The 22,643-nt window shown below is 74.6% G+C and carries 23 protein-coding genes and 1 pseudogene; 11 read left to right on the top strand and 13 right to left on the bottom strand.

Annotated features, from left to right (window positions below):
* Window positions 1-14: 14 nt before the first annotated feature.
* Window positions 15-911 carry a class I SAM-dependent methyltransferase gene (locus ACIQU6_RS36275; protein WP_403485992.1) on the bottom strand — a complete coding sequence of 299 codons (897 nt, stop codon included), beginning with the start codon at window positions 909-911 and terminating at the stop codon, window positions 15-17.
* A 99-nt stretch (window positions 912-1,010) separates the two neighbouring features.
* Between ACIQU6_RS36275 and ACIQU6_RS36270 the strand changes: the two genes are divergently transcribed.
* Window positions 1,011-2,018 carry an MsnO8 family LLM class oxidoreductase gene (locus ACIQU6_RS36270; RefSeq protein WP_403485991.1) on the top strand — a complete coding sequence of 336 codons (1,008 nt, stop codon included), beginning with the start codon at window positions 1,011-1,013 and terminating at the stop codon, window positions 2,016-2,018.
* Between the two features lie 75 nt (window positions 2,019-2,093).
* Here ACIQU6_RS36270 and ACIQU6_RS36265 read toward each other — a convergent pair whose 3' ends face one another.
* From ACIQU6_RS36265 to ACIQU6_RS36255, 3 genes are all read right to left on the bottom strand, one after another.
* On the bottom strand, window positions 2,094-3,329 hold the full coding sequence (locus ACIQU6_RS36265; protein WP_403485990.1) for a TerD family protein: 1,236 nt from the start codon (window positions 3,327-3,329) through the stop codon (window positions 2,094-2,096).
* An 88-nt stretch (window positions 3,330-3,417) separates the two neighbouring features.
* Window positions 3,418-3,684, bottom strand: coding sequence for a GlsB/YeaQ/YmgE family stress response membrane protein (locus ACIQU6_RS36260; protein WP_274916327.1), 267 nt, complete (start codon window positions 3,682-3,684; stop codon window positions 3,418-3,420).
* 148 nt (window positions 3,685-3,832) lie between these two features.
* Complete coding sequence (locus tag ACIQU6_RS36255; RefSeq protein WP_403485989.1) at window positions 3,833-4,642, bottom strand: NAD-dependent epimerase/dehydratase family protein; 810 nt, start codon at window positions 4,640-4,642, stop codon at window positions 3,833-3,835.
* A gap of 258 nt (window positions 4,643-4,900) precedes the next feature.
* On the opposite strand from ACIQU6_RS36255, the gene ACIQU6_RS36250 reads away from it, so the two are divergent.
* Both ACIQU6_RS36250 and ACIQU6_RS36245 read left to right on the top strand, forming a co-directional pair.
* The gene (locus tag ACIQU6_RS36250) at window positions 4,901-5,881 is read left to right on the top strand and encodes a 5-dehydro-4-deoxyglucarate dehydratase (protein WP_403485988.1); all 981 of its coding nucleotides are present in this window, start codon (window positions 4,901-4,903) and stop codon (window positions 5,879-5,881) included.
* On the top strand, window positions 5,881-7,131 hold the full coding sequence (locus tag ACIQU6_RS36245) for a hypothetical protein (RefSeq protein WP_403485987.1): 1,251 nt from the start codon (window positions 5,881-5,883) through the stop codon (window positions 7,129-7,131). The genes ACIQU6_RS36250 and ACIQU6_RS36245 overlap by 1 nt, the downstream gene beginning before the upstream one ends.
* Here ACIQU6_RS36245 and ACIQU6_RS36240 read toward each other — a convergent pair.
* The 3 genes and pseudogenes from ACIQU6_RS36240 to ACIQU6_RS36230 all read right to left on the bottom strand — a co-directional run.
* Window positions 7,128-7,754: pseudogene (locus ACIQU6_RS36240) on the bottom strand (class F sortase); the annotation flags it as partial. The gene ACIQU6_RS36245 and the pseudogene ACIQU6_RS36240 overlap by 4 nt on opposite strands.
* A gap of 132 nt (window positions 7,755-7,886) precedes the next feature.
* Window positions 7,887-8,528 (bottom strand): hypothetical protein, encoded by a 642-nt coding sequence (locus ACIQU6_RS36235; protein ID WP_403485986.1) that lies wholly within the window; start codon window positions 8,526-8,528, stop codon window positions 7,887-7,889.
* 171 nt (window positions 8,529-8,699) lie between these two features.
* Window positions 8,700-9,470 (bottom strand): IclR family transcriptional regulator, encoded by a 771-nt coding sequence (locus tag ACIQU6_RS36230; protein ID WP_403485985.1) that lies wholly within the window; start codon window positions 9,468-9,470, stop codon window positions 8,700-8,702.
* A 135-nt stretch (window positions 9,471-9,605) separates the two neighbouring features.
* On the opposite strand from ACIQU6_RS36230, the gene ACIQU6_RS36225 reads away from it, so the two are divergent.
* Window positions 9,606-11,216: an aldehyde dehydrogenase (NADP(+)) gene (locus ACIQU6_RS36225; RefSeq protein ID WP_403485984.1), complete on the top strand. Its 1,611-nt coding sequence runs from the start codon at window positions 9,606-9,608 to the stop codon at window positions 11,214-11,216.
* On the top strand, window positions 11,213-11,773 hold the full coding sequence (locus ACIQU6_RS36220) for a GNAT family N-acetyltransferase (RefSeq protein ID WP_403485983.1): 561 nt from the start codon (window positions 11,213-11,215) through the stop codon (window positions 11,771-11,773). Before ACIQU6_RS36225 ends, ACIQU6_RS36220 begins: the two co-directional genes overlap by 4 nt.
* On the opposite strand, the gene ACIQU6_RS36215 is transcribed toward ACIQU6_RS36220, so the two are convergent.
* Entirely contained in the window at window positions 11,724-12,410 is a 687-nt protein-coding gene (locus ACIQU6_RS36215; RefSeq protein ID WP_403485982.1) for a class I SAM-dependent methyltransferase, read from the bottom strand. The two genes, ACIQU6_RS36220 and ACIQU6_RS36215, sit on opposite strands and share 50 nt — an antisense overlap.
* A 145-nt stretch (window positions 12,411-12,555) precedes the next feature.
* Between ACIQU6_RS36215 and ACIQU6_RS36210 the strand changes: the two genes are divergently transcribed.
* Window positions 12,556-13,260 carry a DsbA family oxidoreductase gene (locus tag ACIQU6_RS36210; protein ID WP_403485981.1) on the top strand — a complete coding sequence of 235 codons (705 nt, stop codon included), beginning with the start codon at window positions 12,556-12,558 and terminating at the stop codon, window positions 13,258-13,260.
* 81 nt (window positions 13,261-13,341) lie between these two features.
* A complete protein-coding gene (locus ACIQU6_RS36205; RefSeq protein WP_403485980.1) occupies window positions 13,342-14,415 on the top strand; it encodes an aminotransferase class V-fold PLP-dependent enzyme in 1,074 nt (357 codons plus the stop codon).
* A gap of 212 nt (window positions 14,416-14,627) precedes the next feature.
* On the opposite strand, the gene thpD is transcribed toward ACIQU6_RS36205, so the two are convergent.
* The 4 genes from thpD to ectA all read right to left on the bottom strand — a co-directional run bounded on the left by thpD (window position 14,628) and on the right by ectA (window position 17,971).
* On the bottom strand, window positions 14,628-15,527 hold the full coding sequence (gene thpD, locus ACIQU6_RS36200; protein WP_403485979.1) for an ectoine hydroxylase: 900 nt from the start codon (window positions 15,525-15,527) through the stop codon (window positions 14,628-14,630).
* Window positions 15,528-15,602: 75 nt separating this feature from the next.
* Window positions 15,603-16,013: an ectoine synthase gene (locus ACIQU6_RS36195; protein WP_274916341.1), complete on the bottom strand. Its 411-nt coding sequence runs from the start codon at window positions 16,011-16,013 to the stop codon at window positions 15,603-15,605.
* Window positions 16,014-16,065: 52 nt separating this feature from the next.
* A complete protein-coding gene (gene ectB, locus ACIQU6_RS36190; protein ID WP_403485978.1) occupies window positions 16,066-17,334 on the bottom strand; it encodes a diaminobutyrate--2-oxoglutarate transaminase in 1,269 nt (422 codons plus the stop codon).
* A 70-nt stretch (window positions 17,335-17,404) separates the two neighbouring features.
* The gene (gene ectA, locus ACIQU6_RS36185; RefSeq protein WP_403485977.1) at window positions 17,405-17,971 is read right to left on the bottom strand and encodes a diaminobutyrate acetyltransferase; all 567 of its coding nucleotides are present in this window, start codon (window positions 17,969-17,971) and stop codon (window positions 17,405-17,407) included.
* Between the two features lie 505 nt (window positions 17,972-18,476).
* Between ectA and ACIQU6_RS36180 the strand changes: the two genes are divergently transcribed.
* On the top strand, window positions 18,477-19,568 hold the full coding sequence (locus tag ACIQU6_RS36180; RefSeq protein ID WP_403485998.1) for an amidohydrolase family protein: 1,092 nt from the start codon (window positions 18,477-18,479) through the stop codon (window positions 19,566-19,568).
* 10 nt (window positions 19,569-19,578) lie between these two features.
* On the opposite strand, the gene ACIQU6_RS36175 is transcribed toward ACIQU6_RS36180, so the two are convergent.
* Window positions 19,579-19,977: an ArsR/SmtB family transcription factor gene (locus ACIQU6_RS36175; RefSeq protein ID WP_403485976.1), complete on the bottom strand. Its 399-nt coding sequence runs from the start codon at window positions 19,975-19,977 to the stop codon at window positions 19,579-19,581.
* A gap of 142 nt (window positions 19,978-20,119) precedes the next feature.
* Between ACIQU6_RS36175 and ACIQU6_RS36170 the strand changes: the two genes are divergently transcribed.
* The 3 genes from ACIQU6_RS36170 (at window position 20,120) to ACIQU6_RS36160 (ending at window position 22,548) form a co-directional block, all read left to right on the top strand.
* Window positions 20,120-20,521 carry a hypothetical protein gene (locus ACIQU6_RS36170; protein ID WP_403485975.1) on the top strand — a complete coding sequence of 134 codons (402 nt, stop codon included), beginning with the start codon at window positions 20,120-20,122 and terminating at the stop codon, window positions 20,519-20,521.
* Between the two features lie 11 nt (window positions 20,522-20,532).
* A complete protein-coding gene (locus ACIQU6_RS36165) occupies window positions 20,533-21,279 on the top strand; it encodes an SDR family NAD(P)-dependent oxidoreductase (RefSeq protein WP_403485974.1) in 747 nt (248 codons plus the stop codon).
* 261 nt (window positions 21,280-21,540) lie between these two features.
* A complete protein-coding gene (locus tag ACIQU6_RS36160; RefSeq protein WP_403485973.1) occupies window positions 21,541-22,548 on the top strand; it encodes an SCO1860 family LAETG-anchored protein in 1,008 nt (335 codons plus the stop codon).
* Window positions 22,549-22,643 lie beyond the last annotated feature (95 nt).

The raw sequence follows: 22,643 nt of genomic DNA, 5'->3' as shown, positions 1-22,643 counted from the left end.
ACGCCGGGCACGGGTCAGTCGGCCGGGGCCGCCGCGGTGATCAAGTAGTAGTCCAGCAAGCCTGTTTGGTAGGCCGTCAGGTATTGCCGGGGCCACTTGTCGCGCAGCTCCGGCCGCTCGGCCATGTAGCGGTCGTAGGACTCCCAGACCCCGTCGCCGATCGGCGTCACCGCGACGTTCCGCAGCCCGGCCGCGGCGAACGTCCCGGCCACGTCGTCCACCAGGTGCGTCATGTCCAGCCCGTCGGCGTACGGGGGCAGCAGTTGGGGCAGCACCCGGACCGCGTCCGGGACCCGGGCGAGGAACGTGGCCAGTGCGAAGTGCCCCGCCGGGCGCAGCACCCGCACCGCCTCCCGGGCGAAGCCGGCCAGGTCACGGAAGTGCTGGGCGGCCTCGACGGAGTAGACGACGTCGGTGCAGGCGTCCGGCAGCGGCATCCGCTGGGCCGGGCCGAGCACGAACTCCAGTCGGCGGGGGCCGGCCTCCTCGGCGAGCAGCCCGGCGTTGGCCTCCAGGGCGCGGGCGATCTGGTCGGGGTGGGCGTCCAGGCCGATCACCGACCCGAAGTCGAACTCCCGCAGCGCCAGCGCGCAGCCCAGGCCGCGCCCGCAGCCGACCTCCAGTGCGGTGCGGCCGCGCGGCCGGTCGCAGGTGTCCAGCACCAGCCGGTAGAGGTCCTGCTCGCTGCGGATCCGGTCCTCCTCGGTCAGCGGCCGGTCCGTGGGCTCCGGCAGCCAGGCCCAGTAGCCGAAGTTGATGAAGCCGCCGGCGAACGCGGGGACGGTGCTGAGGTCCTCCTCGCCGTAGGTGGCGGCGACCCGGTCGGGGAGCTCCGGTCCGGGTGCGCCGTCCGGGTGGTCCGGTTGCGCGGGCCGGCCGGTACCGCCGGCCGGGGGCGGCTGCTGGTTCATCTGACGCTCCTCGTCGTGAAGCCGCGGGGGAGGGGCCGAGGGGGCGTGCGGGCGGAATCCTGGGCGCGGGCGGGCGTTGTAGGAGAGGTGAGCTCGACGATGCGGATGACACAATTCTCGATCCTGGACCGCTCCCGCACCAGGGAGGGACACCCGCCCGCCGCGGCGTTGCGGGACACCGTGGAGCTGGCCCGGTACGCCGAGCGGCTGGGGTACCACCGGTTCTGGGTGGCCGAGCACCACAGCGTCCCCGGGGTCGCCGGCTCGGCACCCACCGTGCTGGCCGCCGCGGTGGCCTCGGCGACCTCGACGATCCGGGTCGGCACCGGCGGGGTGATGCTGCCCAACCACCGCCCGCTGGTGGTCGCCGAGCAGTTCGGGGTGCTGGAGTCGCTCTTCCCGGGGCGGATCGACATGGGGCTGGGGCGGTCGGTCGGCTTCACCGGCGGGATCCGGCGGGCGCTGGGCACGGAGAAGGACGCCGCCGAGGGCTTCGAGGGGCGGTTGGCCGAGCTGCTGGGGTACTTCACCGGCACCCAGACCGCCCATCCGCAGGTGCACGCCCGGCCCGCCGAGGGGCTGGCGGTGCCCGCGTTCGTGCTGGCGACCGGCGCCGGCGCGCGGGTGGCGGCGCGGGCCGGGCTGGCCCTGGTCATCGGCGACCTCCGCGACCGGGAGAAGCTGTCGGCGGCGGTCGGGGAGTACCGCGCGGCGTTCCGCCCGTCGGCGCTGTGGCCGCGGCCGTATGTGGTGATCTCCGGGACGGTGGCGGTGGCCGGGACGCCGGACGCGGCCCGGCGGCTGCTGATACCGGAGGCGCGGGCGCTGGCGCACTCCCGGACGCACGGGGTGTTCCCGCCGCTCGCGCCGGTGGGGGGCGCGGCGCCCGGGGACGGGATGTCGGCGCGTGAGCGCGGCTTCTACGAGGACGCGCTGCGGGGGCACGTCCACGGCACGGAGGAGCAGGTCGCCCGGGAGCTCGCGGCGTTGGTCGAGCGCACCGCGGCGGACGAGGTGCTGGTGACCACCAGCACCCACGACCGGGCGGCGCTGCGCGAGTCCTACGAGCGGTTGGCGCGGGTGGTCGGCCTCACGGGGCGGGGCTGAGCGGGCTCGGGGCGCGGCGTCGGCCGCTCCGGTGGAGCCGGTGCTCGCACCGGGGGACCCGGCACCCGTCGGCCGCTACAGCGCGGCGGCCCCGGGCTTGACCATGCCGCGGACGGTGCGGGCGTCGACGAACGAGCCGAGCGCGGTCATCTCCCACTCTCCGGAGTACTGCCGGACCAGCTTGGCCATCAGCACGCCGGTGTGCGGTTCGGCGCCGGTCAGGTCGAAGCGGACCAGCTCCTCGCCGGTCTGGGCGTCGACCAGCCGGCAGTACGCCTGGGCGACCTCGGAGAACTTCTGGCCGGAGAAGGAGTTGACGGTGAAGACCAGGCCGGTGACCTCCGGGGGGATGCCGCCGAGGTGCACGGTGATCGCCTCGTCGTCGCCGGCGCCGTCGCCGGTGAGGTTGTCGCCGGAGTGCTGGACGGCGCCGCCGAGGATCATCAGCTTGCCGAAGTAGCAGTTGTCGACCTTGCCGCGGTCCGGGCCGTAGGCGATGACCGAGGCGTCCAGGTCGATGCTCCGGGCGCGCCGGGCCGGCTCCCAGCCCAGTCCCATCAGGACCGAGCCGAGCAGCGGGCGGCCGCCCTTGACCAGCGAGACGGTCTGGTTCTTCCGCAGGCTGACCCGGCCCTTGTCGAGGTCGACCTTGCCGGTGACGGGCGGCGCGGGCGCGGCGGGGTGGCCGGCGGCCGGCGGCGGGGCGAGCGGCGCCGGGGGACCGGTGGGCGGGGCCCACTGGCCGGGCGGGACGGGGGCCGGGGGAGCAGGGGGAGCCGGCGGTGCGGCGGGCGCCTGGGGCGCGGGGGCCGGCGGGGCGGCCGGTTCGGAGACGTCCACGCCGAAGTCGGTGGCGATGCCGGCGAGTCCGTTGGCGTAGCCCTGGCCGACCGCGCGGACCTTCCAGCCGCCGCCGCGGCGGTAGAGCTCCATGACCACCAGCGCCGTCTCCGGGCCCAGCCGCGGCGGCGTGAAGGTGGCCAGCACCGCGCCGCCGTCCACGTCGGTGAGCGTGCCGGTCGGTTCGGTGCCGGCGAAGGTGGTGCCGGGCGCGTCCAGGCTCGCGGTCACCACGACCTTGTCGACGTCCGGCGGCACCGCGGCGGTGTCCACCGTGATGGTGTCGCCGTCGGCCGCCGCGCGGTGGCTCACACCGGGCGCGGTGGGCTGGTTGTAGAAGACGAAGTCGTCGTCGGAGCGCACCGTGCCGCCGGCGGTGAGCAGCAGGCCCGACACGTCCAGCCGCACGGGGGCGGTGACGGTCACCGCCACCCGCGCGGCGCTGAGCGGGAGGTTCGAGCCAGGAGTCATTGCGGTCATGACAGCCCTAACGATCAGGGGGCGTGCGCGAGTTCCAGTGGGGCGCCCGGCCGCGTCCGGCGGCCGGTGGCCGGGCGGGTCAGCGCCGGGAGCTGCCGAAGAGCAGGCGGTAGGCGATCAGCAGGACCAGGGAGCCGGCCACCGCGGCGATCCACATCGACGGGTCGTAGAAGTCCCGCGGGATCGGGCGGTCCAGGAAGCGGGTGGAGAGCCAGCCGCCGATGAAGGAGCCGGCGATGCCTATCAGGGTGGTGCCGACCAGGCCGCCCGGGTCCCGCCCCGGCAGCAGCACCTTGGCGATCAGGCCGGTGATCAGGCCCAGTACGAGCCAACTGACGATGCCCATGGTGTGTTACCTCGTTCCCGCGTTGCCGCGTTTCCGTGCTGGCCTGCCGGAACGCGGCGAACCGGTGCCGGACAGGCGGTGTGCCCCCAAGGACGCGACGAGACGGGGGCGAGGTTCCGCGTGCCGGAGAATCGCCCGAATATGAGAGCTAATGCGGCCAGATGGGAGGGTTGGTGCAGAACGCCCCGCCAAGATGGGTGTGTTCGGGGTTGTCCGGGTCGAGCGGGCCTTGGGCGGCGAGCAGTTCCGCGGCGTAGGGCTCGGAGTCGTCCTGCGGGTCGTAGCCCAGGGCGCGGGCGGTGGACAGGTCCCACCACAGGCGGGTGTTGGCGGAGGAGGCGTAGGCGACGGTGTGGCCGACGTCCTCGGCGGTGAGCGCGGCGTGCAGCAACCGGGCGCAGTCCGCCGGGCTCAGCCAGATGGAGAGCATCCGCACCGTGGTCGGCCTCGGGAAGCAGGAGCCGATGCGCAGCGAGACGGTCTCGATGCCGTGCCGTTCCCAGTAGAGGGCGGCGAGGTCCTCGCCGAAGCACTTGGACAGGCCGTAGAAGGTGTCGGGGCGGTGCGGGGTGTCGACGGGGAGGGCGGCGGAGCCGTCCGGCGGGCGCGGGGCGAAGCCGACGGCGTGGTTGGAGGAGGCGAAGACCACCCGGCGCACGCCCGCCTCGCGGGCCGCCTCGTAGAGCCGGTAGGTGCCCTCGATGTTGGCGCTCAGGATCCGCTCGAACGACGACTCCAGGGAGATGCCGGCGAGGTGGACGATCGCGTCGACCCCGCGGACCGCCGCGCGCAGCGCCTCGGCGTCCGCCAACTCCGCGGTGACGGCGTCCGGTTCGCCCTCGATCGGGAGCCGGTCGAAGAGCCGCAGCCGGTGGCCGTAGGGCGGCAGCAGCGCGCGCATCAGGGTGCCGACGCCGCCGGCGGCGCCGGTCAGCAGGACGGTGCGGGGTGCGGTCATGGGCGGTACTCCTCCGGCTGGGCGGCGGGGGCCGTGGGCACGATCCGGTTCAGATGGATGGACACGCTAGGGATGTCGATCCTGGCCGGTCAAGCCGCTTGACGCCGCGCCCAAATCGGCTTGTGCGGCGCGGTGTTGGCGTGGTGCGGGCACCCTTGACCCGTCCGGGACGGCTGCAATACCGTGACGCCGTTCAGAAATATGGACATCGGTCATGAACGTATATGAGCACGCCCCCGCGTACGCCAGGGAGACCCCGTGACCGCACACCCTCCCCCAGCCGCCGCTGGGAGCCGCCGCCCGCTCACCGACCGCCTCGACGGGCTGCTGTTCTTCCCCGTGACCGCCTACGACCCCGACGGCGCGCTGGACCTGGACGCCTTCCGGGCCCATGTGCGCGCCGGCGTCGCGGCCGGCGCGGGCGCCGTCTTCGCCTGCTGCGGCACCGGCGAGTTCCACGCGCTCGCCCCCGACGAGTACGCCGCCTGCGTCGCCGCCGCGGTGGACGAGGCGGCCGGCCGGCTCCCGGTGCTCGCCGGCACCGGCTACGGCACCGCGCTCGCCGCCCAGTTCGCGGGCCTGGCGCACGCCGCCGGAGCCGACGGGCTGCTGGCCATGCCGCCCTACCTCGTCCGGGCCGACCAGGCCGGCCTGCTCCGCCACTACGCCGCGCTCGCCGCCGCCACCCCGCTCCCGGTCATCGTCTACCAGCGCGACAACGCCGTCTTCGCCCCGGACACCGTCGCCGCCCTGGCCCGGACCCCCGGCATCATCGGCCTCAAGGACGGCCTGGGCGACCTGGACCTGCTCCAGCGCGTCATCAGCGCGGTCCGCACCGCCGCCCCGGACCGGCCGTTCCGCTACTTCAACGGCCTGCCCACCGCCGAGCTCACCGGCCCCGCCTACCGCGGCCTGGGCGTCCGCCTCTACTCCTCCGCCGTCTTCGCCTTCGCCCCCGAGATCGCGCTCGCCTTCCACCGGGCGCTGAACGACGGCGACGACGCCACCGTCGCCCGGCTGTTGGACGGCTTCTACCGGCCGCTGGTGGAGCTCCGCAACCAGGGCAGTGGATACGCCGTCTCGCTGGTCAAGGCGGGTGTGCGGCTGCGCGGCGGGCCGTCCGTCGGCGGGGTGCGGCCGCCGCTGTCCGACCCCGGGCCCGCGCACGTCGAGCAGTTGGCCCGCCTCCTCGACCGGGGGCTGGCACTGGTCGCGGCCGCGCCCGGGAGCGGCGCCTGATGCGGGCCGCCGCCTTCCTCTACCCCTGGGACGTGGTCGGCGATCCCGACGCCCCCGACCGGCTCGCCGAACTGGGTGTCCAGCAGGTCACGTTGGCCGCCGCCTACCACTCCACCCGCGCCCTCACCCCCCGCCACCCCCGCCACCGCATCGTCACCGCCCGGCACTCCGCGGTCCTCTACCCGCCCGACCCGGACCGCTGGGCCGGCCGCGCCCTGCGCCCCTACGCCCAGGACTGGGTCGCCGACCCGGATCCCTTCGGCACCGCCGCGCGGGCCCTGGCCGCAGCCGGCCTGGAGGTGCACAGCTGGGTGGTGCTGGCCCACAACTCCCGCCTGGGCGCGGACCATCCGGCCGCCGTCGTCCGCAACGCCCACGGCGACCGGTACCCGTGGGCGCCCTGCATCGCCCACCCCGAGGTGCGCGACTACCTCGTCCGCCTCGCCGCCGAGGCGGCCGCCCGGCCCGGCGCCCGCGGCACGGAGCTGGAGTCCTGCGGGTGGTACGGGCTGGCGCATCTGCACGGCCACGACAAGCTGGCCGGCGTCCGGCTGGGCGGTGCCGCGGAGTATCTGATGTCGGTCTGCTGCTGTCCGGTCTGCGAGGGCGGGTACGCCGAACTCGGCCTGGCGCGGGGCGAGGTGGCGGCCGCGGTGCGACGGGCGCTGGCGCCGGTGTGGGACGGCGCGGCGGCGCCGGACGGCGAGGGCCGGGCGGGGGAGTGGGCCGCCGTCGAGGAGCTGTTGGGCCAGGACCTCGCGGGCGCCGTGCGGGCCTGGCGGGACCGGGCGGCGGGGGAGCTGCGGGGCGCGGTGGTGGGCGCCGTGCGCGCCGCCGCACCGGACGGTTTCCGGGTGCTGCTGCACGCCGACCCCGCCCCGCACCGGTGCGGGCCCAACCCCGGGGTGGACCCGGCGGTGGTCTGGGCGTCCGCGGACGGGGTGGTGGTGCCCTGCACCGGCGGCGCCGCCGAACGGGCCGCGGTGCTGGGCCCGTTCGCCCGGCGCCCCGCGGGCGCGACGGTGGCCGCCAACCTCGGCGTGGTCGCCGGGATGGGCGGCAGCCCCGGCACGCTGGCCGCCGACGCGGCGCACGCCGCCGCGCTCGGCGCCGACGAACTGCGGCTCTACCACGCGGGGTTGGCCGGCGCGGCGGACCTGGCGGCGGTGCGCGGCGCGCTGCGGGCGCTGAACCGGTCGGTCGGCGGCCGCGCCCAGGGCAGCGGCGCGGACTCCGTCCCGCCCGCCTGACTTCCCGTCAGGTGGGCGAAGACCACGACGTTCCCCAGGTACTCCTGCCGCCGCCGGCTGAAACCGCCGCCGCAGGTGATCAGCCGGAGTTCGGGCCGGTGAGCCTCGCCGTAGACCCGCTCGTCGGGGAAGTGCCGGCCGTCGTAGACCTCCACCGCGTCGACGGTGAAGACGGCGGTGCGGCCGTCCGCGCGCAGGATCCGCACGGTGTGGCCCTTCTTCAGGGCGCCCAGGCGGTAGAAGACCGCGGGGCCGGCGCGGTTGTCGACGTGGCCGGCGATCAGCGCGGTCCCGGTGGCGCCCGGCGGGGTGCCCTCGGCGTACCAGCCCGCCAGGTTGCGCTCGCCCTCCGGCGGCGGGGCGAGGCTGCCGTCCGCGGCCAGCCCCAGGCGGGTCAGCGGGGCGTCGATGCGCAGCGAGGGGACCGCCACCCGCAGCGGCTCGGCCGCCGGGAGGGGCGGCGCGGCCGGGCGCGCGGTCGGGGCGGCGTCCGGCGTCCGGCCGGTGAACCCCTGGGCGGCGGGCGGCTGGGGCGGCGCGGTGTCCCGGCTGCCGTCGGCGATCAGCCAGGCCCCGGCGCCGCCGGCGAGCGCGATGACGACGGCCGCCAGCCCGCCGGCCAGCGCCGCCCGACGCGGCCGGGCCGCGCCCGCCCGGCCGCGCCGACCCGGCCGCCCGCCGCCGGGGGACGGCGGCGGGGGACCGGGCGCAGCGGGGCGCTTGGGGGGCACGGCCGGTCGGGAGCGGGGCCTGCGTCAGTACCGGCCGCCGGTCCGGCGGCGGACCAGCCAGACGGCGCCGGCGGCCGCGACCAGCGCCACCCCGGCGCCCGCCGCGATCTCGGTGGTGCTGACGCCGTCCTCGCTGGTGGAGCCCTCACCGGTCTTCATCTTGCCCTTGGGCGGCATGGTGGCACCGGCGCCACCATGCCCGGCCGGCGGGTGCTCCTTGCCCGGCGTCTTCGGGCCGGACTTCTCCTTGGCGGGCATGCTCGGGCTTCCGCTGGGGTGCGCCATGCCGCTGGGGCTCATGCTGGGGTCGGCGGACGCGTCGCCGATCTTGACGGTGCCGGTGATCTGCTTGCCGTCGGCGCACTTCCCGCCGACCCCGTAAGTGCCGGGCTTGGTACCGGGTTTGACCGTGACCTTCCCTTCCAGGGAGTTCTTGGCGGTGCCCGGGGCGAAGGTGACCGTGCCGCCCCCCAGGGCGGCGGCGTCCACGCTCGCCGAGCGGCTGGCCCCGCATCCCGTGGTGGAGAGGGAGACCACCGAGCCGGCCGCGGCCGTGCCCGGGGAGACCTCGATGGTGCCGAAGTCGCCGGCGTACGCGGCGGTGGTGGCCAGGCCGAGCGTGGCGGCGGACAGCGCGGCGCCGGTGAACAGTCGGGTGGAACGCATGGGAACGACCTCCGCGAAGCGCGGACGTGACACAGGGTGCGCCACTGGGGAAGTCGATGAGTTCCGCGCCTCCTCCCACGAGATAAGCCCTCGGGGGCCGGTCGGTCCTGTTGGCCTACGGTGAACGGGTGAGCGAGTCCGCCCGGTGGCCGTCGGCGCCGCCGGGACGGCTCACAGCCGGCGGGTGGCCAGCGTCAGCCGGTCCCGGGCGTCGAACAGTGCGTCCTTGATGGTCTGTTCGTGGGCGGGGGTCAGCCGGGCGACCGGCACCGAGCAGCTGATCGCGTCCCGGGCCGGGGTGCGGTAGGGGATGGCCACGCCGAAGCAGCGCAGGCCGAGGGTGTTCTCCTCGCGGTCCACCGCGAAGCCCTGCTCGCGGACCGCGTGCAGCTCCTCGATCAGCTGCTCGCGGTCGGTGCGGGTGTGCTCGGTCAGCGCGGGCAGGGTGGGCGGCAGCATCGCCCGTACCTGGTCGTCGGTGTGGGTGGCCAGCAGCGCCTTGCCCAGCGACGTGGAGTGCGCGGGCAGCCGGCGGCCGACCCGGGTGAACGGGCGCAGGTAGTGCTGCGACTGGCGGGTGGCGAGGTAGACCACGTTGACCCCGTCGAGCCGGGCGAGGTGGATGGTCTCGGTGGTGTCGTCGGAGAGCCGGTCCAGGGTGGGGCGGGCGGCGGCCACCACCTCGTCGCCGTCGATGTACGAGGTGCCGACCAGCAGGGCGCGGACGCCGATGCCGTAGCGGGTGCCGGTGGCGTCGGTCTCCACCCAGCCGAGGTCGACCAGGGTGCGCAGCAGCATGTAGAGGCTGGACTTGGGGTAGCCGACGGCCTCTTGGACGGAGGCGAGGCTGTGCATGCCGGGGCGGCCCGCGAAGAACTCCAGCAACTCCACCGTGCGCACCGCGGACTTGACCTGTGCTCCTCCGGTCTCGGCAACTGTCATCGCCCTTGACCCCTCAGTTCGGACGGCCATAGAGTCCCAGAGATTCATCATCTGGGACATCGTTCAGCATATAGAACGCCGTCCCGTGTGCGGCAAGGTTTCGCGCGGCCCGAACTCGCCCGGAAGGAACGCACGGTGACAGCTGAGGCAGCACCGGAGGCAGCACCAGTCTGGAGCGTCGACCCCCGAACCGGGAAGCGCCGGGAGCGGGTTGGGGCGGAGGCCACCGCCGACGCGGTGGACGCCGCGGTCCGCGCCGCGCACGCCGCCCGCGGCCCGCTCGCCGACCGCGGCCGACGGGCCGCCCTGCTGCGCCGCGCCGCCGCCCTCCTGGAGGCCGACGCCGACGGCGTCGTGGCCACCGCCGACGCCGAGACCGCGCTCGGCGCGCCCCGCCTCACCGGCGAACTCGCCCGCACCGCCTACCAGTTGCGCAGCTTCGCGGACCTCGTCGACGAGGGCGCCTTCCTCGACGTCCGGATCGACCACCCGGCCCCGGACCTCACCCCGCCCCGCCCCGACCTGCGCCGCTACAAGATCCCGCTGGGCGTGGTCGCGGTCTACGCCGCCAGCAACTTCCCGCTCGCCTTCTCCGTCCCCGGCGGCGACACCGCCAGCGCCCTCGCGGCCGGCTGCCCGGTCGTCGTCAAGGCGCACCCGGACCACCCGGCCACCTCCGAGCGGTGCGCCGCGCTGCTGCGCCGGGCCGCCACCGACACCGGTCTGCCGGCGGACACCGTGCGCCTGGTGCACGGCTTCCAGGCCGGCCTGGACCTGGTCCGCCATCCGCTGGTCGCCGCCGCCGGCTTCACCGGCTCGGTCCGCGGGGGCCGGGCCCTGCACGACGCGGCCGCGGCCCGCCCGCGCCCCATCCCGTTCCACGGTGAACTGGGCAGCCTCAACCCCGTGGTGGTCACCGGGGCCGCGGCCGCCGAGCGGGCCGAGGAGATCGGCGCCGGGCTGGCCGGCTCGATGACCCTGGGCACCGGCCAGTTCTGCGTCAAGCCGGGACTGGTCCTGCTGCCCGGGGGCCCGGCCGGCGACCGGCTGCTGGCGGCCCTCACCGCCGCCGCCGGCGCCACCGGGCCGGGCGTGATGCTCGACCGCCGGATGCGCGACGCCTTCCTCGCCGGCGTCCGCGAGCGCGCCCAACTCCCCGGCGTGCAGGCGGCGTTGGCGCCCGTCCCGGAGGGGGACGGGTCCACCGTCGACGCGGCCGTGCTCACCGTCCCCGCCGACCGGCTCACCGCCGACGGGCCGCACGACCTGCTCCTGGAGGAGTGCTTCGGCCCGGTCACCGTCGTGGTCCGCTGCGCCGACGAGGACGAGGCCGGCGCGGTGCTCGCCCGGGTACCCGGCAGCCTCTCCGCCACCCTCCAACTCGCCGACGCGGAGAGCGCCGGCACCGACCCCGAGGGCCGCGGCGCCCGGCTGCTCGCGGCGGTCACCCCGCTCGCCGGCCGGGTCGTGGTCAACGGCTGGCCCACCGGCGTCGCGGTCGCCCCCGCCCAGCACCACGGCGGCCCCTACCCGGCCACCACCTCCACCGCCACCTCCGTCGGCGCCACCGCCGTCGAGCGCTGGCTGCGCCCGGTCGCCTACCAGGACACCCCGCCCGCCCTGCTCCCGCCCGAACTGCTGGAGGAGAACCCGCTGCGACTGCCGCGCCGCGTCGACGACCGGCCCGAGCACCCGGGCGACGACCGCCCCGGCGGCCGCGTGGCAGGGGCACGGACCGGCCGATGACCCCCACCGCCCCGCAGGTCCGCCCCGCCACCGCCGCCGACCTGGAGCCGATCGCCGCCCTGCACACCGCCGCCCGCGCCGCCTACGTCCGCGGCCGGGTGCCGGACGCGCCGTTCGACGCCCCCGCCGAGCACGCCCGTTGGCGCGAGGTCTGGTCCCGCGTGCTGCACCGCGAGGACAGTCCGACCCTCTGCGCGGTCCGCCGCGACCGCGTCGTCGGCGCCGCCTCCTACGTCCCCGACGCCGCACCGGTGCGCCGGGACCCCCGACGCACCGGCCCCGCCACCGTCACCCTCCACCAACTGCACGTCGACCCGGCCCACTGGGGCACCGGCGTGGGCCGCGCCCTGCACGCGGCCTGCCTGCACGCCTGGCGCGCCGCCGGCTTCTCCCGGGCCGCCCTCGACGTGCTCTGGCACAACCACCGCGCCCGCGCCTTCTACACCCGCCTCGGCTGGCGCCCCGACCCCGACCGCCGCCCCGCCCCCGACGCCAGCCACCTCTCGCTCACCCTGCCGCTGGTCCCGCCGCCCCGCCGGGCTCCCGCCGGGCCATGATCTGCAACCGCTCGGCGGACCGGCCGCCCATCGTCGGCGCGGTGCCCCGCAGCTCCCGCAGCACCGCGAAGCCCGCCGCCCGCAGCAACTCCCGCAGCCACTGCGGCGGATGGTGCCGGAACACCCCGCCGTCGTCGGTGTCGAAGACCCCGTAGGTCCCGTACCGCTGCGCGCACCGCCGGTACTGCGCGCGGTGGAACGGGTCGTCCTGCACCGGCACGTCGCTGAGGTACAGCACCCCGCCCGGACGCACCAGCCGCGCCAGCTCCCCGACGATGGCCCGCTGCCCGTCGTCGTCCGGCACGCAGGTCAGCACCGTGAACAGCAGCGCCGCGTCGAAGCTGCGGTCACCGAACGGCAGCGGCAACCCGGCCCAGCGCAGCAGCGCCAGCTCCGGATGCTCCCGCCGCCCCCGCGCCACCAGCGCCGCGGACCGGTCCACCCCGCGCACCGCGCGGTACCCGAGCCCGGCCAGCTCCGCGGTCAGCCGCCCGTAGCCGCAGCCGAAGTCCAGCACCCGCGCGCTGCGCGGCACGAACTCGGCCAGCAGCCTCGCGTCCAGCGGGTGCGTGAAGGTCTTGGCGGCCCCGGTCGTCTCCCAGAAACCGTCGGTGTGGTGGGGTGATGGCATGCCCATATCGGGACGGTACCGCTGGAACCGGGCGCACCCCGGCCCGGCAGTCCGGGCCGGCCGGAATAACGCCGCCCACCCCGCTGTTGCACCCGTCCGTACCCCCGGCCGGCCCCGGTCGGGACGTTCCCGAGGAAAGCAAGCAAGACCCATGCGCGTCGAAATCTGGTCGGACATCGCCTGCCCCTGGTGCTACATCGGCAAGGCCCGCTTCGAGGCCGGCCTGGCGGCGTTCGCCCACCGGGCGGACGTCGAGGTGGTGCACCGCTCCTTCGAGCTGGACCCGGCCGCGCCGCCGGCCACCGACGTCCCGGTCCTCGACATGCTCGCCACGAAGTACGGCGTCAGCCGCGCCCAGGCGGAGGCGATGGAGGCCCGGGTCGCCGAGGCGGCCGCCGGCGAGGGGCTCGGGTACCGGTCCGACCGGATCCACGGCAACACCTTCGACCTGCACCGCCTGCTCCACCTGGCCAAGGCGCACGGCGTCCAGGACGCCCTGCTCACCGCGCTCTACCGCGCCAACTTCGCCGAGGCCCGCCACCTCGCCGACCCGGCCGTCCTGACCGACCTCGCCGAGGCGGCCGGGCTGCCGTCCGAGGAGGTCGCGCGGGTGCTGGCCGACTCCGAGGCGTACGCCGAGGACGTCCGCGCCGACGAGCGGGCCGCCGCCGAGCTCGGCGCCACCGGCGTCCCCTTCTTCGTGATCGACCGCCGCTACGGCGTCTCCGGCGCCCAGCCCGTCGACGTCTTCCGGCAGGCCCTGGAGCGCGCCCACGCCGACGGCGCCGTCCAGGTTCTGGCCGCCGACGACGCGGACACCTGCGGCGACGACGGCTGCGCGGTCCCGCAGGGCTGAACGAGCCCGAACCGGCCAGGGTCGGCCCGGCAGCCGGATGTCCCGTGGACGCCGGGCCGATCACCGAGCAGAGTGGGGCCCATGCAGCGACATGTGGCACTGGGCGAGGGCGAGTTCGCGCCCGGGACGGTCTATCTGAACTCGGCGTCCAGCGGGCTGCTGCCCGCCCGGAGCGCCGCCGCGATCCGCGCCGCGCTGACCGAGTCGGCCTCGCACGGGACGATGGGGCGCGACTACTTCGGGCCGGCGGCCCGGGCGCGGGCGGCCTTCGCCCGGCTGATGGGGGTGCCCGAGGAGCGGGTGGCGCTGGGGAGTTCGGTCGCGGTGCAGTCCGCGTTCGTCGCCGCCTCGCTGCCCGAGGGCGCCGAAGTGCTGGTCGCCGAGGGGGACTTCAGCTCGTTGGTGAACCCGTTGGCGGCGCGGTCCGGCTGCACGGTGCGGATGGTGCCGCGGGAGGCGCTGGTCGACGCGGTGCGGCCGGGGACGGCGCTGGTAGCGGTGAGCGCGGTGCACGCCCTCGACGGCCGGCTGGCCGATCTGGCCGCGGTGCGGGAGGCCGCCCGGGCGCACGGGGCGCGGACCTACCTCGACATCACCCAGGCCGCGGGCTGGCTGCCGCTGCCGCTCGCCGACTTCGACTACGTGGTGTGCGGGGCGTTCAAGTGGTTGCTGTGCCCGCGCGGGACGACGTTCATGGTCTTCGGCGGGGAGCGCGGGGAGCTCGGCGGCCCGGGCTGGCCGGTGCCGGTGCACGCGGGATGGGCCGCCGGGGAGGACCCGGGGGAGTCCAACTACGGGGTGGTCGACCGGCCCGCGGCCACCGCCCGCCGCTACGACGAGCCGCACGCCCACTACTCCTACGTCGCCGCGGAGCACTCCCTCGGACTGCTCGCCGAGATCGGCGTGCCGACCGTGCACGCCCACAACCTCGCGCTGGCCGAGCAGTACCGAGCCGGCCTGAGGGCGGCCGGGTACGTCCCCGAGTCCGCGCCCGGGTCGGCGATCGTCTCCACCCCGGGACTGGCCGACGCCGAACCGCGGCTGGCCCGGGCCGGGGTGCGGGTCTCGGTCCGCGGCGGGCTGCTGCGGGCCGCGTTCCACCTCTACAACTCGACCGACGACGTGGCGCGGGCGCTGGAGCTGCTGACGGAGTGACGGCGCGGCGGGCGCGAACTCCGGCTCCGGGCGGTGCCGTGGCGTTTCCGCAGGCCATGCGGACTCGACTACCCGACCCTGGTGGTCAACTGACGTAGCGTCAGGTCGGGGTGTGGCCCGTCCGGCACGGAAGAGCGCGGCGGCCGCCGCACCGCACCACCAGGGGTGCGGCCCGGCGGCCGCGGGACGTCATGCGCCGACCGGCGCGGGCGCTAGCGCACCGGCGTGAAGTCCCGCGCCCCGATGAACTCCGGGCGCCGGACCGGGGCCGCGAACGGCTCCACCGCGGCGTTCTCCACGCTGTTGAAGACGATGAAGACGTTGCTGCGCGGGTACGGCGTGATGTTGTCGCCGGAGCCGTGCATGGCGTTGCAGTCGAACCAGGTCGCCGAGCCGGCCCTGCCGGTGAACAGGCGGATGCCGTACTCGTCCGCCAGCTTCGTCAGCGCCTCGTCGGACGGCGTGCCGGCGTCCTGCATCTGCAGCGACTTCTTGTAGTTGTCCTTCGGGGTGGCACCCTCGCACCCGATGAAGGAGCGGTGCGACCCGGGCATGATCATCAGGCCGCCGTTGGTGTCGTAGTTCTCGGTCAGCGCGATCGAGACCGACACCGTACGCATGTGGGGCAGCCCGTCCTCCGCGTGCCAGGTCTCGAAGTCCGAGTGCCAGTAGAAGCCGGAGGCACCGAAACCGGGCTTGACGTTGATCCGCGACTGGTGGACGTAGACGTCCGAGCCGAGGAGCTGCCGGGCCCGGCCGACCACGCGCGGATCGGCGACCAGCTTCGCGAACACCTCGCTGATCCGGTGCACTTCGAAGACCGAGCGGACGTCCTGCGACGTCGGTTCGACGATCGAGCGCGGATCGGCCCGGGTCACCGGGTCGTGCACCAGCCGGTCCAACTCGGCCCGGTAGACCGCGACCTCGTCCGGGGCGAGCAGCTCCGGGATGGCGAAGAACCCGTCCCGGTCGAAGTCGCCCAGTTCGGACGCGGCGAAGGGTCCCTCCGCGCCGGGCTGCGACCACACCACCGGGTCCCGCCGCGGGGTGATGACCTCCAAGGTCCCACGGGTCGGGTACAGGTCGGCGGTGCGCTCGGGTGCGGTGGTCATGGTGGTGCCTTCCTCTCCTCTCGTACGGAATGTCTGGCGGCTCGCGGTGACGCGCGGCGGTTCGACCGCCCTACCTCAACCGGCCTCGGGCTCGGGCTCGGTGAGCAGCGGGTAGACGCCGTTCTCGTCGTGGTCCTCGCGGCCGGTGACCGGCGGGTTGAAGACGCACAGGCAGCGGAAGTCCTCCTTGATCCGCATGGTGTGCTTCTCGTGCCCGTTCAGCAGGTACATCACGCCGGGCGTGATGAGGTGCTTCTCGCCGGTCTCGTCGTTGGTCAGCTCGGCCACGCCCTCGACGCAGACCACGGCCTCGATGTGGTTGGCGTACCACATGGAGGTCTCGGTGCCGGCGTAGAGGATCGTCTCGTGGAGCGAGAAGCCGACCCGCTCCTTGGCCAGCACGATGCGCTTGCTCTCCCACGTGCCGGTCTTGGCCTTGACGTGCCGGTCGGTGCCTTCGATGTCCTTGAACGAGCGGACGATCATGGTGTCTTGAGTGCCTTTCTGTGGAACGGTGAGGACGTCGGACGCGGGAGCGTCAGGCGCAGTCACGGACCGCGCGGGCGAGGGTCCGCAGCCCCTCGTCCAGCTCCTCGGGGGTGGTCGTCAGCGCCGGCAGCAGTTTGACGACCTCGCTCTGCGGGCCGGAGGTCTCGATCAGCAGACCCAGCTCGAAGGCGCGCTTGGCGATCTTGTTGGCGAGGTCCTTGTCGACGGTCTCCATACCCCACACCAGACCGCGGCCGCGGTACTCGACGAAGACGTCCGGGTGCTCGTCGACGATGGCCTTCAGGTGCGACTCGACCAGCTCGCCGCGGGCCAGGGTCTGCTTCTCCATCTGGCCGTCGGCCCAGTACGTGTCCAGGGTGGCGGCGGCGGTGACGAAGGCCGGGTTGTTGCCGCGGAAGGTGCCGTTGTGCTCGCCCGGCTCCCAGATGTCCAACTCCGGCTTGAACAGGGTGAGCGCCATCGGCAGCCCGTACCCGCTGATGGACTTGGAGACGGTGACGATGTCCGGCACGATGCCCGCCTCCTCGAAGGAGAAGAAGGCGCCCGTGCGCCCGCAGCCCATCTGGATGTCGTCGACGATCAGCAGCATGTCCTGGCGCTCGCACAGCGCGGCCAGCTCCCGCAGCCAGTCGGCGCGGGCGACGTTGATGCCGCCCTCACCCTGGACGGTCTCGACGATGACCGCCGCGGGCTTGTTCAGGCCGGAGCCCTGGTCCTCCAACAGCCGCTCGAACCACAGGAAGTCCGGGACCTGGCCGTCGAGGTAGTTGTCGAACGGCATCGGGGTGCCGTGCACCAGCGGGATGCCGGCGCCGGCCCGCTTCATCGAGTTGCCGGTCACCGCGAGCGCGCCCAGCGACATGCCGTGGAAGGCGTTGGTGAAGGAGACGATCGACTCCCGGCCCTTGACCTTGCGGGCCAACTTCAGCGCGGCCTCAACGGAGTTGGCGCCCGTCGGGCCCGGGAACATGACCTTGTAGGGCAGGTCGCGCGGGCGCAGGATGATGTTCTGGAACGACTCCAGGAACGCCCGCTTGGCCGTGGTGGACATGTCCAGGCCGTGGGTGATGCCGTCCCGTTCGATGTAGTCGATCAGGGCGCGTTTGAGCACCGGGTTGTTGTGCCCGTAGTTGAGCGAGCCGGCGCCGGCGAAGAAGTCCAGGTAGGTGTGGCCGTCCTCGTCGGTCAGGTGGCTGCCCTGCGCGCGGTCGAAGATGGTGGGCCAGCCACGGCAGTAGCTGCGCACCTCCGACTCGACGGTCTCGAAGACGCTCAGATCGGGCTGGGTGATGGTCACAACATGCTCCAGGGAGATGAGTGCGGGAGGAGAGAAGTCTGGGGGTGGGGCGCCGCGCGCGCGGCCCGGCTCAGTGGCCGGTGCCGGGCGGCACCTCGAACGGGCCGATGCGGTGCAGGACCTCCGGCTCATGCCCCTGGTCGGGGAAGAGCGCCGCGTCGAAGAGCGCCTCGCGCCTGACCGGCACTGCGTGCCGCTCGGCGAAGGACGCGAACAGCCGGTTGGAGGCCGCGTTGTCAGGCGTGATGGTCGTCTCCACGCGCCGAACGCCCATGTCATCGATGGCACGGGTGGTCAGCCCGTCCAACAGGGCGGCGGCCAGGCCGCGTCCACGATGCGCCGCGTCGACGGCCACCTGCCAGACGACGAGGGTGTCGGGGCGGTCAGGGCGCAGGTAGCCGGTGATGAACGCGGCCGGCTCACCCTCCGCGTCGCGGGCGACGACGGAGGTGGCGGCGAAGTCGCGGCACCACAGGAGGTAGCTGTAGGAGGAGTTCAGGTCCAGCGCCTTCGAGTCGCGGGCGATCCGCCAGATCGCGGACCCGTCCTCCACCCGGGGGGAGTCGAGCTTGAAGCCCTCCGGTATTTCTGCGATTTCGCTTCGGGCACCTGCATGGGCTGCTTGTGCGGCGGTCATGCAATTGAATTTACCCAGGCGAAAAGCAAATTGCATCGCGGGTCCGGGTTACGCGAGAAGCGGTTTTGTGTTATCACGCGGGGGCGCGCGAGCGCGCGACTCGGCCGCAAGATGTCACGATTCGTCACGGACATTTGGAGCGAAACGGGCACGGTGTGTAGTCGGTCACAGGTCAATAACGCTCGCCTGAAGTGCCTGAATAATGAGACTTGACGCTAGCGAAATCTTGGCGTTTGAGGTGCGGGAAAGCGGGCATACGAATACGGGAAGCTGTGCTTCTTGAGAATTGGGAATTTGCCGGCGGAAGGTTCCGCGGGCAGTTCATGAAAAGCTGCTCGGGAAGGCGCCACAGGGCCTGCGTCCCGGCAAGACACAAGCGTCGTTAACGCGACCCGTCGGATACCGCGGGGTTTTCGAAAAGCGTTCGCGGGGGCATGCGCGGGGGTACTTCGGCGCACCGTGGCCGTTGCCTGTGCCGCGCGCATACAGTGCGGGCATGACGTCCATGAACGAGGGTGCGGTGCTGCACCTCAAGGGGAGGGTCCTCGTCGGCCCGCACGACGTCCGCGACGAGCTGTGGGTGGTCGACGGCCGCGTCACCTTCGAGCGGCCCGCCCTGGCACGCGATGCCAGGACGGTGACCGGCTGGGTGCTGCCGGGCCTGGTCGACGCCCACTGCCACGTCGGGTTGGACGCGCACGGGCCGGTGGACGACGCCACCAGCGAGAAGCAGGCGCTCACCGACCGTGACGCCGGCACTCTCCTCATCCGGGACGCCGGGTCGCCCTCGGACACCCGCTGGGTCGACGACCGCGCCGACCTGCCGCGGATCATCCGCGCCGGCCGGCACATCGCCCGCACCCGGCGCTACATCCGCAACTACGCGCACGAGATCGAGCCGGACGACCTGGTCGCCTACGTCGCCCGGGAGGCCCGGCGCGGCGACGGCTGGGTCAAGCTGGTCGGCGACTGGATCGACCGCTCGGTGGGCGACCTGGCCGCGTGCTGGCCGCCCGGCGAGGTGGCCGCCGCCATCGCCGAGGCGCACCGGCTCGGCGCCCGGGTCACCGCGCACTGCTTCGCCGAGGAGTCCCTCGCCCCGCTGGTCGAGGCCGGCATCGACTGCATCGAGCACGCCACCGGGCTGACCGAGGACACCATCCCGCTCTTCGCCGAGCGCCAGGTCGCCATCGTCCCCACGCTGGTCAACATCGCGACCTTCCCGGACCTCGCGGCCGGCGGCGAGGCGAAGTTCCCCCGCTGGGCCGACCACATGCGCCGACTGCACGCCCGCCGCTACGACACCGTGCGGGCCGCCTACGACGCCGGCGTCCCGATCTACGCCGGCACCGACGCCGGCGGCTCGCTGCCGCACGGCCTGGTCGCCGACGAGGTCGCGGAGCTGATGAAGGCCGGACTGCCGGTCGAGGCCGCGCTCTCCGCGACGACCTGGGGCGCCCGGGAGTGGCTCGGCCGCCCGGGGCTCACCGAGGGCGTCCCCGCGGACCTGGTCGTCTACGAGGCCGACCCGCGGGCCGACGTCCGGGTGCTGACGGCGCCGCGCCTGGTGGTGCTGCGCGGTCGGGTCGTCGGCTGACGGGCGCCGGTCAGGCGTCCGCCCGCGGCGCGTCCGCCGCGGCCCGTTCCGTCGCGTCGGCCCGCAGCAGGGCCTCCACCAGGCCGGGGAAGCGTGCTTCGAGGTCGGCGCGGCGCAGCGAGAGGTAGCGCTCGCGGCCGACCCGGCGGGTGTGGGTCCAGCCCGCCGTCCGCAGGATCCGGAAGTGGTAGGAGCCGGTGGCCCGGCTGACCGGCAGCTCGATGTCCCCGCAGCCCGCCTCGCCCTGGGTGGCCAGCCGGTGCACGATCCCCCGCCGCAGCGGGTCGCTGAACGCCTGGAGCAGGTCCCCGAGGCGGATCCGCGCGGCCTCCGGCTGATCGGGGTCGGCCGGTGCGGAGAGGGCGCTGGGGTCCGCGGCGGCGGGGGCGGCCGGGTCCGTACGTGACATTGTTCGAGAACTCTCTAAGCGAGTGATACGGTCGGTGATCGTCAATGCGTTGACGATTCTCTAATTATTCACGGACGGTGCCCGCGCCGGCGCTCACCGGTGCCCGTGCACCGCCGTGCCGACGCACCCGCGAGGCCCGCCGATGACCACCGCCCACCCGGCACCCGTTCCCGCACCCGCCCCGGACCCGTCCGCCGACGGCCCGCTGCGCACGCTCTTCTGCATCGGCGTGACGCAGGACTTCTTCGCCGCCGACGACGCCGTGCGCGCCGCCGTCGCCGCCGCCCTCGGGCCCGCCTTCGACCGGCTCGGCGAGCGCTTCGGCGTCCGGGTCCTCGGCACCCTGGACGACGACCAGTTGATGGTCGGCGCCGCCGCCGCCGCGCCCTGGACCTCCTACATCCTGGCCGACGTCCCCGACCTGGCCACCGCCTCCCGGGTCTGCGGCCTGGTCCGCGACACCCCGGTCGGCGACGGGCGGCTCTTCCGCTACCTGCGCATCGAGGCCCGGGTCGGCCGTCCGCTGTTCTTCGGAACGGTCTGAGGGGAACCGCCGTGCTCGACACCGGACTTGCCGGCCGCACCGCCCTGATCACCGGCAGCGCCCAGGGTCTCGGCGCCGCCCTGGTCCGCGCCTGCCACGCCGAGGGCGCCCAGGTCGCCGCCCTGGACATCGACGACGGGGCGAACCGCTCCCTCGCCGCGGAGGTCGACCCCGACGGGGAGCGGATCCGCACCCTCCGCGTCGATCTGCGCGACCCGGACGCGATCGCCGCCGCCTACGACGAGGTCCGCGCCTGGCGACCCGTCGACGTGCTGATCAACAACGCCGCCCGGCCGCTCGCCCGGACGCTGTGGGAGATCACCGCCGAGGAGTGGGACGAGGTCTTCGCGGTCAACCTCCGCGCGGTCTTCCTGCTGACCCGCGCGGTCGCCGCCGACATGCGCGACCGCGGCTACGGACGGATCGTCAACGTGGCCTCGGTCGCCGGCCAGACGCCCCGGCCCACCGGCGCCGCCTACGGCACCAGCAAGGCCGGGCTGATCGCGCTCACCCGGGTCTTCGCCGCCGAACTCGCCGCGCACGGCGTCACGGTGAACGCGGTCGCCCCGGCCATGATCGACACCCCGATGGTCCGCTCGATCGGCCCGGGGGCGCTCGCCGACCTCACCGCCCAGGTGCCGATGGGCCGGATCGCCACCCCGGAGGAGGTCGCCCGGGTCGCCGTCTTCCTGGCCTCGCGGCAGACCTTCGTCACCGGGGCCACCTACGACGTCAACGGTGGCGTGCTGATGCGCTGAGCCAACGGCCGCCGTGGGGTGGCACGTTGCGGCCGGGGCGCGTGGTGCCTGTCGTGAGGGAGGAGGCGGCGGGGCGGGGGCGGCGGAAGGAAGGGAATCGAATAGGGAAACGGAAACCACCCTTTGGGGTGAACTGACCTCGCGTGGCTGACCGTTCACCCTCAGTGCGTACACGATGTGCGGGACGAGGCCGTCGGCCCGCGCGATGTCCCCCATTGGCGCGGCCGGCGGCGCCATCTCTCCTGTGGGGGTTCCACACACGTGTCCACCAGTTCCGCCAGCGCCACCAGACGGATCGGCGCCACCCTGGTCGCCGCCGTCCTGACGGCCGGTCCCGCCGTCGTCCTCGCCGCCGCGCCGGCCGCCTACGCCGCCGACAACGACGGCCGCACCCATGGCACTTCGGGCGCCGTGGTGCTGCGCACCGCCCTGGACGTCGGGCTGCTCGACAAGACCCTGGACGTCCCCGTCCGGGCCGAGCTCAACGAGGTCCACGCTCCGGCCTCGGCCGACAAGACCGCGCTCACCGTCCGCCTGGACGGCATCGACGGCGGCCGCCCGGTCAGCCTGCTGCGGGCCGACGTCGCCACCGCCCGCGCCACCGCCGACGGGCGGACCGCCGAGGGCTACGCCCACCTCGTCCGGGCCAGGGTCCAGCTGCCCGGCCTCCCGGCCACCCCGCTGGCCGAGGTCCAGCAGGTCACCGCCCGGGCGGTCTGCGCCGCCGGGCAGCACCCGCGGGCCGAGGCCCAACTCCTTGGCGACGTGGTGGTGTTGGGCAAGCGCGTCGCGCTGCGCGCCGGCGGCGCCACCGAGGTCAAGGTGCCGGGGGTCGGTGAGGTCCGGCTCGACCTCTCGCAGAAGAGCACCACCTCGACGAGCGCCGCCGCGACCGCGCTGCAACTGAAGGTCTCCGTCAACCCGTTGAAGCTCAACGTCGCGGAGGTCCACGGCCAGGTCACCCTCGCCCAGGCCACCTGCACCGCCCCGCACGGCACCCCCGACAAACCGGGGCAGCCCGGGCGCCCGCACCAGCCCGGCACCGGCGGCGACACCGCCGGAGGGACCGGCGGGCACACCGGCGGCACCCAGGTGAACTCCACTACCGGCGGCGCCCGTTCGGCCACCGAGCAGCACCTCGCCGAGACCGGCAGCAGCTCCGCCACTCCGTACCTCGCGGGCGGTGCCGCCCTGCTGGTCGCCGGCGGCGCCGGGGCGCTCGGCTACGTCCGCCACCGCCGGAACGCCACGCCGGGCGGGCGCGGCTGAGCGATCCCGCCAGATCCCGTACCCGCCAACGGTGCCGTGGGGGCGCCGCACGCGAGTACGGCCGGTGCGCCGCGTGGGCCCGCGCGGCGCACCCC

It is taken from the genome of Streptomyces sp. NPDC090442 (assembly GCF_044769405.1).
GTDB lineage: Bacteria > Actinomycetota > Actinomycetes > Streptomycetales > Streptomycetaceae > Streptomyces.
This window is presented reverse-complemented; position numbering and strand designations above follow the sequence as displayed.